Source organism: Arthrobacter sp. AL05 (assembly GCF_029960715.1).
Taxonomy (GTDB): Bacteria; Actinomycetota; Actinomycetes; order Actinomycetales; family Micrococcaceae; genus Arthrobacter.
This window is the reverse complement of record NZ_JASBRC010000004.1, coordinates 21,647-35,757: the sequence shown is the minus strand read 5'-3', so window position 1 is coordinate 35,757 and position 14,111 is coordinate 21,647. Positions and strand designations below refer to the sequence as shown.

The window sequence follows — 14,111 nt, the reverse complement described above, 5'->3', positions numbered from 1 at the left end:
TGGTCCAGTAGGGCAGCAGAAGTGAAACCAGTTAAGCAATGAATCTTGTTTTTAGAGATAGCATAAATCCATGATCCGATCCCCGTGGACCCGCAGGCTTGCTGCGGTGGCCTCCCTTGGTGACGAGACACGCCGGAGATTGTTTGATTTTGTGGCCTCTGCAGGGCATGCGGCCAGCCGGGACGAGGCAGCCGCGGCCCTTGGCCTGCCGCGGAGCACGGCCTCCTTCCAACTGGACCGGCTGGTGCAGGAAGGCGTGCTGGCGGTGGAGTTCCAGAAGCTCGGGGGCAGGGGAGGCCCCGGTTCGGGCCGGCCGGCCAAGCTGTACCGGGCCGCAGTCCAGGAAGTGGCAGCTTCGGTGCCGGACCGCAACTACGACCTCGCCGCGGAGCTGTTGGTCTCCGCCATCGAGGAATCGGCGACCGACGGCGGCTCCGCCCGGGAGGCGCTGGTTCGGGCGGCCTACGCGCGCGGGCAGGCATCAGCCCGGGCGGAGACCGGCATGGCCGGCTTCGCGGAGTTCCTCACGGCCGAGGGATATCTCCCCACGAGCGACGGCGAGGGGGGCTTTGTGCTGTTGAACTGCCCCTTCCACCGGATCGCCGACGGCCACAGCGCGGTGGTCTGCGCCATGAACGGTGCGTTCCTGGCCGGCGCCGCGGCGGGCTGCGGAATTGACCCGACCCAGGTTGGGGCACTGGATATTGCAGGTCTCAGGGCACGGGGCGCGGCACTGCCGGCGCAATGCTGCGCCCGGGTTGGGCCCCTCCCGGCAGGCTCCTGAACGGCCCTCACGGGCTCCTCGCGGACACTGCTTTCGGACACTCTGCCGGCTCTCCTCGGCCCCGGTCGACTGATTTATACTCCCGGGCGGCGGGTCACGCCAGCTTAAGCTTCGCGGACCCCTGGTTGCCGGTCAGCAGCACACCGGCGATCACCAGCAGGCCACCGAGGACTTGCACGAGTGTGAGCGGAGTCCCGAGGAGCACTGTGATGATGGCAGTGAAGACCACTATCAGGTTGAGGTAGTTCCCGGCGGCGCCCGGCGGGGTGTCCTTTAATGCCAGGTTCCAGAACAGGTAAGAGCCGAGGGACGGGAAGACCGTGATGTAGGCCAGCGACCAGCCCTCGGCCGGGGTGTCCGGGAACTGCACTCCCAGGGCGAGGGCGAACGGCGACAGCGTCACGGCCGCGATGACCACCTGAACGGCGGTGGCAGCTACCGGCGGAACCCCGAGCCGGCGGGCGATAATCGTGTATAAACCCCAGACCACTATCGCGCCGATCATCAGTAGTTCGCCGGTGTTGATGGAGAGGCTGAGGATCCGTCCCGGCTCGCCCCTGGTCAGCACCAGCAGCACGCCGAGCAGGCCGAGGCAGATGCCGAGCCAGCCCAGGCGTGTGGTCCGCTCGCCCAGCAACACGATGGCCAGCACCACGATCAGGGCCGGGTTGGCCGCCGTGATCAGGGAAGCGTTCATCGCCGAGGTATACCCGAGTGCACCGTAGAGCAGCAGCGTGTACCCGCTCATGCCCAGCACACTCAGGAGCAGGAGCGCCGGCCAGCGGCGCAACACGGCGGGCCAGTCCGGCTTTTCGATGATCTGGGCCAGGACCAGCAACGGCACCGCGGCAAGGGTCCAGCGCCAGAAAGTCAGCTCCAGCGGGGTCATCGAGGCGACGGCTGCCTGGCCGACGACGAAATTTCCGGACCAGAACAAGGTGGCCAGGACAAGGTACAGGGACGCTTTCACCGCTTGAATGTACACCAGGCCGGACCGGCACCCGCGGGTAGAATTGACCTGTGCCCGTATACCTGGATCATGCCGCAACTACCACCCTCGCCCCGGAAGCCCTGGCCGCGCTGACGCGCGAACTGTCCCGGACAGGCAACCCGTCCTCGCTGCACGGATCCGGCCGGCGCGCGCGCCGCGCCGTGGAGGACGCCCGCGAGATGCTGGCCGCCGCAGCCGGCGCACACCCCTCGGAAGTCATCTTCACCTCCGGCGGTACCGAAGCGGACAACCTCGCGGTCAAGGGCCTGTACTGGTCCCGGCGCGCCGCAGACCCTGCCCGTACGCGTATCCTGTGCTCCGCCGTCGAGCACCATGCCGTGCAGGACACCGTCGAGTGGCTTGAACGGCACGAGGGTGCCGAGGTCTGCTGGCTGCCGGTCGATGCCGACGGCGTCGTGGATCTTACGGTGCTGGCCGCAGAACTGTCCCGCGATCCGGCGTCGATCGCCCTGGTCACCGTGATGTGGGCCAACAACGAAGTGGGAAGCGTCCAGCCGGTCGCCGACATTGTCCGGCTGGCGCACACTGCCGGTGTGCCGGTGCATTCCGACGCCGTACAGGCTTTCGGGTCCGTCCCCGTGGACTTCCGCGGCACCGGACTGGACGCAATGTCCATCTCCGGACACAAGATCGGCGGCCCGGTTGGCGTCGGTGCCCTGCTTCTGGGCCGCGCAGTAACGCTCATTCCCGTGCAGCACGGCGGGGGACAGGAGCGTGATGTCCGCTCCGGGACCCTTGACACGGCATCCATCGCCGCGTTCGCCGCTGCAGCCGAATCAGTTACCGCCAACCTCGCGGCGGAGGCCGGGCGCATCGCAGCGCTCCGGGACCGGCTGATCGACGGCGTGCTGGCAGCGGTGCCGGAGGCCCGGCTTCGGGGTGCCGCCGGGGCCGGGAGACTGCCGGGCAATGCGCACTTCACCTTCCCCGGCTGCGAAGGCGATTCGCTGCTTTTCCTGCTGGATCTGGCGGGGGTTGAATCGTCCACGGGCTCGGCGTGCACGGCAGGCGTGCCCCGGCCGTCACACGTACTGCTGGCCATGGGACTGGACGAGGACACGGCCCGGGGTGCCCAGCGGTTCAGCCTGGGGCACTCCTCGACCGGAAACGACGTCGACGCCCTGTTGGCGGCCTTGCCCGGTGCCTACTCACGCGCCCGCCAGGCCGGAATGGCCGGACATGAATCCACGATCCAGACCGCCGGCACCCTGGCGCGCCAGGCCGCCGGAGATACTGCCCGTCAGGCCGACGGCGGGAGCTGATCCAGCGGGACGGCGGGATCGGCCAGGACCCCGGGCGGCAGGGCTGACCTTGAGGCGATGAGCGCCTTGATAATCTTCTGCGGTTTGTCAGAGCGCGGCCAGTTCACGCTCATTCCCGCGACTACCGTTCCGCCGTGCTGCCAGAAGGCCAGGAATTTGCCCGCCGCCAGGGAGCCACGGATTATAGGTGGCCCCGAGCTGAGCGCCGGGAAGCCGGAGTACTCCATGCTGACGTTGAACTGGTCGGTGTAGAAGTACGGGATTGTGTCCAGGACGGCGGCCTGGCCCAGCATGGACATGGCCGCGACCTTGCCGCCGTTGAGGGCATTGGACCAGTGCTCGCTGCGCTGATGTTCCCCGGTGAAGGGGTGCAGGGCATTGGCGACGTCGCCGGCCGCGAAGATCCCGGCGACCGAGGTCCGCAGCGAGGCATCCGTGAGGATACCGTTCCGCACTGCGATGCCGGCCGCTTCGGCGAGTGAGACCTCGGGGGCCACGCCCACGGCCATAACCACCACGTCCGCCGGCAGGACCTCGCCAGAGTCGGTCACCACAGCCGTGACACGGCCCGCGTGGCCGGATACCGCTGCGGCCGAGGCGGGGAGCCTGAATCGGATGCCGTTGGCTTCGTGCAGCGAGCGGAAGAAGCCCCCCAGTTCCGGCCCGATCGCGGCGCCCAGCGGCACTTCCTCCAGGCCCAGCAGCGTGACGGTATTTCCATAGGCGCACGCGGCAGCGGCTAGCTCCATGCCGATCCAGCCTGAGCCGATCATCACCACGTTGAGGCCGCCGGCGGACAGGCGGCTGCGCAGCCGGCGGCTGTCCCCTACTGTCCTGAAAGTATGGACCCCGTCGAGCCCGCTGCCGGGCAGGGGCAGTGTTCGGGGTCGTGCGCCGGTGGCAAGCAGCAGCGAGCCGTACTCCAGCCGGGCGCCGTCCCGGAGGATTACGGCACGGGCTTCCGGGTCGATTTGTGCGGCCGGCGTCCCCAGCCGCAGGTCGACGCCGTTCTCCCGGTACCAGGCGTCGGGCAGCACCGGCAGGGTGTCCTCGCCGGCCGTGCCCAGTAGGTATTCCTTGGACAGCGGTGGGCGCAGGTAAGGGTGGTGGCTCTCTTCTGCGAACAGGATGAGCCGTCCGGTGAAACCTTCCGCCCGCAATGTCTTGGCGGCCGTGGCGCCGGCCAGGCCGCCGCCCACGATGACGATGTCCGCAACAGCCATGTCCGCCCGCTTCCCGTGTGTGCAAACCTTCTAAAACCGGTAAGTCAAATTTTAGAAGTGGTGCGGGGAGCAGTCAAGTGATTTTGGGGGAGGAATCGGCGTGGCGATAGAATGGGGCGGCAGGCATTGTGTTATTCCTGCGCACCCCGGACCCTAAAGAAAGCCAGTATGCGAGTTCTAGCAGCCATGAGCGGCGGCGTCGATTCCGCCGTTGCCGCAGCCCGCGCCGTCGAGGCGGGCCACGACGTCGTCGGCGTCCACCTGGCTTTGTCCCGAATGCCGGGGACCTTGCGCACCGGCAGCCGCGGCTGCTGCACCATCGAGGACTCCCGGGATGCCTGGCGTGCCTGCGACGTGCTCGGTATCCCTTACTACGTTTGGGATTTCTCGGAGCGCTTCAAGGAAGACGTGGTCCAAGACTTCATCGACGAATACGCCGCGGGCCGCACTCCCAACCCCTGCATGCGCTGCAACGAACGGATCAAGTTCGCCGCGCTGCTGGAGAAGGCGATCGCCCTGGGTTTCGACGCAGTCTGCACCGGCCACTACGCCAAGGTGATCAACGACGCCGAAGGCAACCCCGAGCTGCACCGGGCCGCGGACTGGGCCAAGGACCAGAGTTACGTCCTCGGCGTCCTCACGCATGAGCAGCTCAAACACTCCATGTTCCCGCTCGCTGATACTCCGTCCAAGGCCGAAGTCCGCGCCGAGGCCGAGCGCCGCGGACTCTCCGTCGCCAACAAGCCCGATAGCCACGACATCTGCTTCATCCCCGACGGCGACACTGCCGGCTGGCTGGCCGAAAAGATCGAGATGACCACCGGCGACATCGTGGACGAGTCCGGCGCGAAGGTCGGCGAGCACCCGGGTGCCAACGCCTTCACCGTCGGCCAGCGTCGTGGCCTGAAGCTGGGTACGCCCGCCGCTGATGGCAAGCCACGCTTTGTACTTGAAATCCGGCCGAAGGAAAACAGGGTGGTGGTGGGCCCAGAGGCGCTGCTGGCCATCGACGAGATCCGAGGCATTAAGGTCTCCTGGGCAGGGCTGCCAATCGCCGAGGTCCACACCGGTGAAGAATTCGACTGCCACGCCCAGGTCCGCGCGCACGGCGACCCCGTACCCGCGACGGCGCGGGTGGAGCACCCCGACGCCGGCGACGGCCGCACGGGCGCTACGGGTAACCTCGTTGTGACCTTAACGGAACCCCTGCGGGGTGTGGCTCCGGGCCAGACCGTGGTGCTCTATCAGGGCAGCCGGGTACTGGGGCAGGCCACTATCGATGCAGCCCGATCGCTGCAGCGGGCTGCTCTCTAAGCGGGCTGCTCTCCAAACGGGCTGCTCTCCAAACGGGCTGGCGGCAGGCTGGACCCTGTTGCCGCCGGAAGGCCGCACACCTTGGGTGTGCGGCCTTTTTGCGAGCTGACCGCTGTGGCGGTTTGCGCCACTGCGGCACCTCGGGCGCTATCGGACGCTGCCGGTTTTCAGCCGGGATTCCTGCAGATAACGTCGAGTTCTTTGCATTCGTGTAAATTTTGTGTCTCATCTCACAGAATGCAACGATTCACCTGTTGATCTTCTGGTTGAATCAAGGCATCAGGACAGGGTGCTGACCCCGGGGCCACCATTAACCCTGGCCGGCACACTAGTACTCATCGAACAGAAAGTTCACAGATGGCAATGAACAAAAAGGCCCTGCAAAGCGCCATCGCGCTCGCCGGGGTATCCGCCTTCGCACTGACTGCCTGCACCGGCCCCTCCGGCGGCGGCGGGACCTCGACCGGCAGCGCGGCCGGCACAGGCACTATTACGTACGGCACCACCGATAAGGTAGTCACTCTCGACCCGGCCGGGTCCTACGACGCCGGCTCCTTTATGGTGATGAACCAGATCTACCCGTTCCTGCTCAACTCGAAACCGGGCACTGCAGACTCCACTCCCGACATTGCCGAGTCGGCTTCCTTCACGAGCCCCACGGAGTACACCGTCAAGCTCAAGCCCGGCCTCAAGTTCGCCAACGGGCACGCACTGACGTCCTCCGACGTGAAGTTCTCGATCGACCGCGTCGTCAAGATCGCCGACGACAACGGTCCCGCGTCACTTCTCGGGAACCTCGATTCGGTCGCAGTCAAGGACGACTCCACGGTGGTCTTCACGCTCAAGGCCGGCAACGACCAGGTCTTCCCGGGCGTCCTGGCAGCCAACGCGGGTCCGATCATCGACGAAGAGGTCTTCCCGGCTGACAAGCTGCTGACCGACGACGAAATCGTCAAGGGCCGCCCGTTCGCCGGTCCCTACACAATCGAGAGCTACAAGAAGAACGAGCTCGTGGGCCTGAAGGTCAACCCGGACTACCAGGGCCTGCTCGGAAAGCCCGCCAACGGCGGCGCGACCATCAAGTACTACGCTGATTCCAACAACCTCAAGCTGGATGTCCAGCAGGGCAACATCGACGTAGCCGGCCGCAGCCTGACAGCCACCGATGCCGCGGACCTTGAGAAGGATTCCAAGGTCAAGGTCTACAAGGGCCCGGGCGGCGAGTTGCGCTACATCGTGTTCAACTTCGACACCATGCCGTTTGGTGCCAAGGCCGCCGACGCCGATCCCGCGAAGGCGCTTGCCGTGCGGCAGGCGATGGCTAACGTCGTCGACCGCGACGCGATCGCCAGCCAGGTCTACAAGGGCACGTATCTGCCGGCATACTCCGTCGTTCCTGACGGTTTCGTCGGAGCCATCCAGCCGCTCAAGGAAATGTACGGCGACGGCAGCGGCAAGCCCAGCCTCGACAAGGCCAAAAAAGCCTTCGCCGATGCGGGCGTCACGGCACCGGTTACCATCAAGCTCCAGTACAACCCGGACCACTATGGCAAGTCCTCGGGCGATGAGTACGCCATGATCAAGGAGCAGCTGGAGAAGTCGGGCCTGTTCAAGGTTGACCTGCAGTCCACCGAGTGGGTCACCTACTCGAAGGACCGTACCTCCGATGCCTACCCGGTTTACCAGCTCGGCTGGTTCCCGGATTACTCCGACGCGGACAATTACCTCACTCCGTTCTTCGTCCCCGGCAACTTCCTGAAGAACCACTACGAAAACCCGACTGTCACGGACCTGATCAGCAAGCAGCTGACCACCGTCGACAAGACCGAGCGCGAAAAGGTGCTTGGCGAGGCCCAGACGGCCGTCGCAAAGGACCTGTCCACGCTGCCGTTGCTGCAGGGTGCCCAGCTGATGGTCGCCGGCAAGGACGTTAAGGGTGTTGAGAAGACCCTGGATGCTTCCTTCAAGACCCGTCTTGGTGTCATTTCCAAGTAAGTCCCATCCCATCCGGTTCTGACCAGCCAACGAGGCGGGGCGCCCACACGGCGTCCCGCCTTTGGTGCTGTTACAAGGACAACAGATTCCGGAGCCCGCGTGGCTCCCGGAACACACACTGAGGTACCAATGACAACACTTATCGAGGCGCCGCCGACCGACGGCGAAGGCCTCCTGCCGACAAAGAAGAAATCGACCGGTGGGGGACTGGGCCGATACATCCTGATCAGGTTCTTCCTGATCTTCCCGACGATCCTCATCCTTGTCACCATGGTGTTCTTCCTGATGCGCACCACCGGCGACCCTATTACCGCTGCCCTGGGCGGCCGGCTCCCGCCGGAACAGCTGCAGGAACGGATCACAGCGGCCGGGTACGACCGGCCCATCTTTGTGCAGTACTTCGAGTACCTGGCGCAGCTCATCACCGGCAACTTCGGCACCACCCTCTCGGATAACCGCCCGGTCTCGGAGATGCTTGCCACCTATGGCGCGGCCACCCTGGAACTGACAATTAACGCCCTTCTGGTGGCCCTGGCCGTCGGTATCCCGCTGGGCATGGTCGCGGCGCACCGCCGCGACAAAGGCCCCGACGCGGCGCTGCGGGTCTTTGCGATCCTTTGTTATGCCACGCCGGTCTTCTTCTCCGGGCTTCTCTTCAAACTGACATTCGCCGTCTGGCTGGGCTGGCTCCCGGTAGCCGGGCGCGCAAAGCCCGGCACCGAGCTCGCCCTGACCGCGCTCGAGGCGCCGACGGGCATCTATTGGCTGGACGCCATCCGCAGCGGCAATACCGCAGCATTGGCCGACGTTATGGCCCACGCCGTCCTGCCTGCACTAGCCTTGGGCCTGCTGACCGCCGGCATCTTCCTGCGGCTGGTCAGGACCAATGTCATCGGCACCCTCGGCAAGGACTACGTCGAGGCCGGCCGTTCCCGCGGGGTGAGCGAATTCCGGCTGGTCACCAAACACGCCTACAAACCTGCACTGATCCCCATTATCACCGTGATGGGACTGCAGATCGCCGTGCTGCTGGGCGGCGCGGTGCTGACCGAGACCACGTTCGAATGGAAGGGCCTGGGCTTCCAGCTCGCGACCTACCTGACGGCCCGCGACTTCGTAGCAGTCCAAGGCATCGTGGTCCTCCTCGCAGTGATCGTGGCTGTGACCAACTTCTTCGTGGACATTGTCGCCGCGCTGATCGACCCCCGCGTGAGGTACTGATATGAGCACCACTGCCGTTACTGAACCTGCCAAAGATCCCCGGGGACCCTGGGTCCGGCGACTGCCGGTCATATCCCACTTCAACAAAAGCGTTGGCCTGCAGCGCGGAATGCTGGTGGCAGGGCTTGTACTCACAGCAGTCTTCCTGCTGACCGCGATTTTTGCGCCGCTGGTCGCGCCCTTTGGTTTCTCCCAGATTTCCGACGCCGACGGCGGCTTCCCGGCCCAGCAAGCGCCGGGCGGGAAGCACCTGATGGGAACAACCGTCGGCGGTTACGATGTTTTCTCCCGGGTGGTCTGGGGAGCCCAAACGGCCGTTCTGGTCATCATTGTGGCGGTGATCATGTCGATTTTCATCGGTGTGATCCTGGGCCTGGTCAGCGGCTACATCGGCGGCTGGCTGGACCGGACGCTCGTGGTGATCGCCGATGCGGTTTACGCCTTCCCGCCGCTGCTGGTGGCCATCGTGATGGCGATCGCCATCAGCGGCGGCAGGTCCAGCCTCTGGGGCGGTATCCTCGCTGCGGCGATTTCCATCACGGTCGTTTTTATTCCGCAGTACTTCCGTGTGATCCGGGCCGAAACCATCCGGCTCAAGGCGGAACCCTTTGTGGAGTCGGCCAAGGTGGTGGGTGCCTCAAACATCCGCATTATGCGCCTCCACGTGTTCAAGAACGCCACCCGCACGCTGCCCCTGATCTTTACCCTCAACGCCTCCGAAGCCATCCTGACCCTTGCAGGCCTGGGTTTTTTGGGCTTTGGCATTGAGCCGACGTCGGCCGCCGAGTGGGGCTTCGACCTGAACAAGGCGCTGGCGGACACCACGTCAGGTATCTGGTGGACAGGTGTCTTCCCCGGGCTCGCTATCGTCCTCACCGTCCTTGGACTGACTCTTGTCGGCGAGAGCATCAATGACCTTAACGACCCCCGCCTGCGGGGCCGCAGGAAGGCTGCCGCCGGCAAGGGCGGGCCGGATTCCAGCACCGGTGCCCCGGCTGCACTCGACGCAGAAGTGAGAAGTTCATGACTACCAACATCGACAAAAAGGGCACGGGCCCGGTCCTCGACATCGAGCACCTCAAGGTCACCTTCGCCACAGATGCCGGCGACGTTTACGCCGTCAAGGACGTCAGTCTCCAGGTCAACCCCGGCGAAGTCGTGGCGATCGTGGGCGAATCCGGCTCCGGCAAAACCGTGACGGCCAAGACCATCCTGGGCCTGCTGCCGGAGACCGCTATCAGCTCCGGAGCGGTGCTGATCAACGGCAACAACGTGATCAGCGTCAGTCCCGCGAAGTTGCGGGAGATCCGTGGCCGCGACGTCGCCATGGTCTTCCAGGAACCGTCCACGGCGCTGAACCCCGTCTTCACTGTCGGCTGGCAGATTGCCGAAGGCATTCGCGCCCACGCCCGCCACGGGGGAACCGGGCGGGTCAACGCCAAGGAAGCCAAAAACCGCGCCGTTGAGGCGCTCCGCAAGGTGGGCATTCCGGACCCCGAAACGCGGGTCAACTTCTATCCGCACCAGTTCTCCGGCGGGCAGAAGCAGCGTGTGGTCATCGCCGCGGCGCTGGCCCTGAACCCGGGCCTCATCGTGGCGGACGAGCCGACCACCGCGCTGGACGTTACGGTACAGGCGGAGATCCTCGAGCTCTTGCGGGACCTCCGGGACCAGTACGGAACCTCGATCGTGCTGATCACCCACAACATGGGGGTGGTGGCCGACCTCGCCGACCGCGTCGTTGTGATGTACCAGGGTGATGTCGTCGAAGAGGCGGCCGCACGCGTGCTGTTCGCCGAACCGAAGCAGGACTACACAAAGAAGCTCCTGGCCGCCGTCCCGCACCTGGGCCGGAACTCTGCTTCCGAAGGCATGACCCAGCGGGCACACCAGGGCGGCAAAGTGCTCGTCGAGGCCAGGAACCTGACCATCGAGTATCCCGGACGGCTGGGCAGCCCCGCTTTTAAGGCCGTGGACGGGGTGAATTTCACACTCTCCGAGGGTGAGGTCTTTGGCCTCGTGGGGGAGTCAGGCTCCGGGAAAACGACGATCGGGCGTGCGATCGCCGGCCTGAACCGGACCACCGGCGGCAGCCTGAAGGTGCTGGGTTACGAAATGCTCAACCTGAAGGAGCGCACCTTCAAGCCGCTGCGCAAGGAGATCGGGTTCGTTTTCCAGGACCCTGCGGCGTCTTTCAATCCGCAGTTGACGATCGGTGACTGCATCGCCGAACCCCTGATCATCCACTCCAATCCCGGCCCGGCGCAGGCCAGGCAACGGACCCGGGAGCTGCTCGAAGCCGTGCAGTTGCCGGCCGCCTATGCCGACAGGTTTCCGCATGAGCTCTCCGGCGGGCAGCGTCAGCGCGCGTCACTCGCGCGGGCACTGATCCTGAACCCGAAGCTGCTCATCGCCGACGAGCCGACGTCGGCGCTGGACGTGTCAGTCCAGGCCGTGGTGCTGGAGCTGTTCAAGGACATCCAGGCCGAATTCGGCTTTGCCGCCCTGTTCATCAGCCACGACCTCGCGGTGGTAGATATCCTCTCCCACTGGGTTGGTGTTCTGTACAAGGGCAAGATGGTGGAACAGGGGCTCGGTAACCAGGTGATGGGGCATCCGCAGCACGAGTACACCAAAAAGCTCATTGCTTCGCTGCCGGTTCCGGATCCGGACGAGCAGGCCAGGCGCCGGGAGGAATTCCGCGCCGTGCTGCACGGCTAAGCCGATTCCTCGGCACACCAGGGGACATGCCCGCCGTTCTGAATGAACGGCGGGCATGTCCCTGGTGTGGTGGTGGAAAACAGTGCTGTGGTGGAAAACAGTGCGGTGGCGGAAAACGCAGGTTACGGCCCGCGGCGCCGTAGGAACCGTCCGAGCTTAACAGCCGAAGTGATTCGGGCGGTGGCCCTAGAATGGGTCAATGACCGAGCAGAACCAGACACCTCCCGACGCCGAATCCTATGACCCGGGAGCCAGCTCGCTGGCCGGTCAGGTGGATCCGGCGGTGATGGCTGAGCTGTTGTCGATCCGTTCCAGCATCGATAATATCGATGCCACGCTCGTTTACCTTCTCGCTGAGCGCTTCAAAGCCACCCAGAAGGTCGGATTCCTGAAGGCCACCCACAAGCTTCCCGCCGGGGATCCTGGCCGGGAGACCGCTCAGATCTCGCGACTGCGCCGCCTCGCCGCGGAGGCCCACCTGGACCCGGCGTTTGCCGAAAAATTCCTCAACTTCATCATCGGCGAAGTCATCCGGCACCACGAGGCCATTGCCGAGGACCACCTGGCTTCCCTGGCCGCTGACAGCCTCGCCGCCGGCACCCAAGCCCCGCTCATGGGCCGATCCGTAGGCACTGCCGGCGCCTCCGAGACCGCCTAAGCGTGGCCGCTCCACTGGCCGCGGGGCCGCAACAGGTCACCGCCACCGCTCTGGGCGCCTGGCCCGGCGAGGACCCGGTCGAGTCCGCACGCATCATCCGCGGTGAGCTCGGCGGCCCGCACCTGCCGTTCCTGGCCGAGCTTCCGGACCGGGGTGTCGGTTCGGACGCGCTCGGGCGGACGGCTTCCCTGCTGGTGGACCTTTCCGTAGACGTCCAGCCCTACGGCTGGCGGATCGTGGACCGGCCCGGCAAGGACTTCAAACGGGCGCGCTCGGCGCTCTCAACCGACATTAACATTCTTGCCGACGTCATCGGCGCCGAGGACAGCCCGGCCACAGATCTCAAGGTTCAGCTGCGGGGACCGCTCAGCCTCGCCGCCGGACTGCACCTGCACAACGGGGAGCGTGCCCTGATTGACTACGGCGCCAGGCGGGACCTTGCCGCGTCCCTGGCAGCGGGTGCCGGCAGCTACCTCAGCCGGATAGCCGCCGCGGCTCCCGGAGCCCGGATCGTGGTGGAGATCGACGAACCGGAGATAGCGTCCGTCCTGGCCGGCACCATTCCCACCTCCAGCGGCTACCGGACGCTGCGCTCGGTAGCCGGCCAGGAGGCCACCGATTCCTGGGAGTTGCTCATCAACGCGCTGCGGGAGGCCGGCGCCGTCGAGGTCGTTGTCTGTGTCCCGGAAGTCGAGGCGCCCTTCGACCGGATCCTGGCTGCCGGAGCCGACGGGATCGCGGTGCCCCTCCGGGCGCTGACATCGCGCCAGTGGGAACAGCTCGCCGGCGCAGTGGAAGGCGGCAAACGGCTGTGGGCGGGAGCGCTGGATGTCTCCAATCCCGCCGCCGCGCTGCCCCGGGTCGCCGACGTCGTGGAAACGCTCTGGCGGCCGTGGCGCCAGCTGGGCCTGGCCGCCGCGACTCTCGGTGGTGTACGGGTCACGCCCTCAGACGGGCTGGCCAGGCATTCGCCGGCATCGGCGACGGCGGTCCTGACCCGGCTGGTGCAGGTGTCCGACGGCCTCAACCAGCTGGCGCTCGGCTAGCGCGGGCCCGATCCTCAGCTGCGGCTTTCCCACCGGTCAGGCCGGGCGCGGTCCGGCAAATACCCCGGCACTGACACTCCGCCGGGGTAAGGGTCCAGCCGATAGTCGAAGTGCCCGGCATAGACCAGGATCAGCCCGAGCTGCGGCTGGATCACCTTGACCTGGATCCGGTGCCTTCCGGCGGTGCCTTCCTCAGGCGCCCACCACTGTTCGGCGTAGGCCTTGGCGTCCAGCGCGGCCGGCAGGGGAATCCGCAGCGGCCCCAGAAAGAGCCGCGACGCCTCCGATACGCCGCGCAGCCTGCCACCGGCGGTGACACTGAGGTTGAGGTCCGTGACCAGCCGCCGGTACCGTCCGACGTAATCCAGCAGGCCGGACCGGCTGCCGGAGTCATCGAAGCTTGTGGTGTCGTGGAAGAGCCTGGTGGTGCCCGGGAAGAAGATCTCGCGCCGGGCCGTCAGGCTGGACCGGCCGAAAGGGTCCAGATGGGCGTGGTTTTCGATCCGGAACGGGATGCCTTCCCCGTACTCCGGGAAAAAGGCCTCCTCGCCGCCGGCGGGACGCAGCAGGGGGCGCAGCCAGCTTTGCCGGCAGCCGACCACCTCAAACACACCCTCGCCGACGCCGAAATGGCCTGAGCCGGGAGTGAGGGAAAAATACTCCTGCAGCTCCGGCTGCAGCCGGCCGAAGTCGGCGCCGAGGGCCAGTTGGTAGATCGGGGTGCTCACAAGTCCTCCTGGGATGCTTGGCTTGTTGACGTCTTCCTGTCCACAGCATGCGGGACGGCGGCGCATTTGTCACAGCGGGCCCCGCTTATGGCCCTCCGTGCGGTGCCCGGGCAGGCCGCCGCCATGCCCGGGCACCGCTGAATACGA

Annotated in this window: 12 protein-coding genes; 9 read left to right on the top strand and 3 right to left on the bottom strand. The window is 65.9% G+C overall.

Features of this window, described 5'->3' with window-relative positions:
• Nucleotides 1-70: 70 nt before the first annotated feature.
• Entirely contained in the window at nucleotides 71-784 is a 714-nt protein-coding gene (locus QK287_RS06510) for a helix-turn-helix domain-containing protein (protein WP_282359619.1), read from the top strand.
• A 94-nt stretch (nucleotides 785-878) separates the two neighbouring features.
• On the opposite strand, the gene QK287_RS06505 is transcribed toward QK287_RS06510, so the two are convergent.
• Nucleotides 879-1,754 carry a DMT family transporter gene (locus QK287_RS06505; protein WP_282359618.1) on the bottom strand — a complete coding sequence of 292 codons (876 nt, stop codon included), beginning with the start codon at nucleotides 1,752-1,754 and terminating at the stop codon, nucleotides 879-881.
• Between the two features lie 50 nt (nucleotides 1,755-1,804).
• Here QK287_RS06505 and QK287_RS06500 point away from each other — a divergent pair, with 50 nt between their 5' ends.
• Nucleotides 1,805-3,058, top strand: a complete 1,254-nt coding sequence (locus tag QK287_RS06500) for a cysteine desulfurase family protein (RefSeq protein WP_282359617.1) — start codon at nucleotides 1,805-1,807, stop codon at nucleotides 3,056-3,058.
• Here the strand turns inward: QK287_RS06500 and QK287_RS06495 are convergent.
• Nucleotides 3,037-4,281, bottom strand: coding sequence for an FAD-dependent oxidoreductase (locus QK287_RS06495; RefSeq protein ID WP_282359616.1), 1,245 nt, complete (start codon nucleotides 4,279-4,281; stop codon nucleotides 3,037-3,039). The two genes, QK287_RS06500 and QK287_RS06495, sit on opposite strands and share 22 nt — an antisense overlap.
• A 168-nt stretch (nucleotides 4,282-4,449) precedes the next feature.
• Between QK287_RS06495 and mnmA the strand changes: the two genes are divergently transcribed.
• The 7 genes from mnmA (at nucleotide 4,450) to QK287_RS06460 (ending at nucleotide 13,236) form a co-directional block, all read left to right on the top strand.
• Nucleotides 4,450-5,595 carry a tRNA 2-thiouridine(34) synthase MnmA gene (gene mnmA, locus QK287_RS06490; protein ID WP_282359615.1) on the top strand — a complete coding sequence of 382 codons (1,146 nt, stop codon included), beginning with the start codon at nucleotides 4,450-4,452 and terminating at the stop codon, nucleotides 5,593-5,595.
• Between the two features lie 357 nt (nucleotides 5,596-5,952).
• On the top strand, nucleotides 5,953-7,590 hold the full coding sequence (locus tag QK287_RS06485; RefSeq protein WP_226775756.1) for an ABC transporter substrate-binding protein: 1,638 nt from the start codon (nucleotides 5,953-5,955) through the stop codon (nucleotides 7,588-7,590).
• Nucleotides 7,591-7,719: 129 nt separating this feature from the next.
• On the top strand, nucleotides 7,720-8,811 hold the full coding sequence (locus tag QK287_RS06480; protein WP_282359614.1) for an ABC transporter permease: 1,092 nt from the start codon (nucleotides 7,720-7,722) through the stop codon (nucleotides 8,809-8,811).
• A gap of 1 nt (nucleotide 8,812) precedes the next feature.
• On the top strand, nucleotides 8,813-9,838 hold the full coding sequence (locus QK287_RS06475; protein WP_282359613.1) for an ABC transporter permease: 1,026 nt from the start codon (nucleotides 8,813-8,815) through the stop codon (nucleotides 9,836-9,838).
• Entirely contained in the window at nucleotides 9,835-11,532 is a 1,698-nt protein-coding gene (locus QK287_RS06470) for an ABC transporter ATP-binding protein (protein ID WP_282359612.1), read from the top strand. The genes QK287_RS06475 and QK287_RS06470 overlap by 4 nt, the downstream gene beginning before the upstream one ends.
• 199 nt (nucleotides 11,533-11,731) lie before the next feature.
• Nucleotides 11,732-12,190 (top strand): chorismate mutase, encoded by a 459-nt coding sequence (locus QK287_RS06465; RefSeq protein ID WP_282359611.1) that lies wholly within the window; start codon nucleotides 11,732-11,734, stop codon nucleotides 12,188-12,190.
• Nucleotides 12,191-12,192: 2 nt separating this feature from the next.
• Nucleotides 12,193-13,236 carry a hypothetical protein gene (locus QK287_RS06460; RefSeq protein ID WP_226775761.1) on the top strand — a complete coding sequence of 348 codons (1,044 nt, stop codon included), beginning with the start codon at nucleotides 12,193-12,195 and terminating at the stop codon, nucleotides 13,234-13,236.
• A 14-nt stretch (nucleotides 13,237-13,250) separates the two neighbouring features.
• Here the strand turns inward: QK287_RS06460 and QK287_RS06455 are convergent, their stop codons facing one another.
• Nucleotides 13,251-13,964, bottom strand: a complete 714-nt coding sequence (locus QK287_RS06455; protein ID WP_282359610.1) for a DUF4166 domain-containing protein — start codon at nucleotides 13,962-13,964, stop codon at nucleotides 13,251-13,253.
• Nucleotides 13,965-14,111 lie beyond the last annotated feature (147 nt).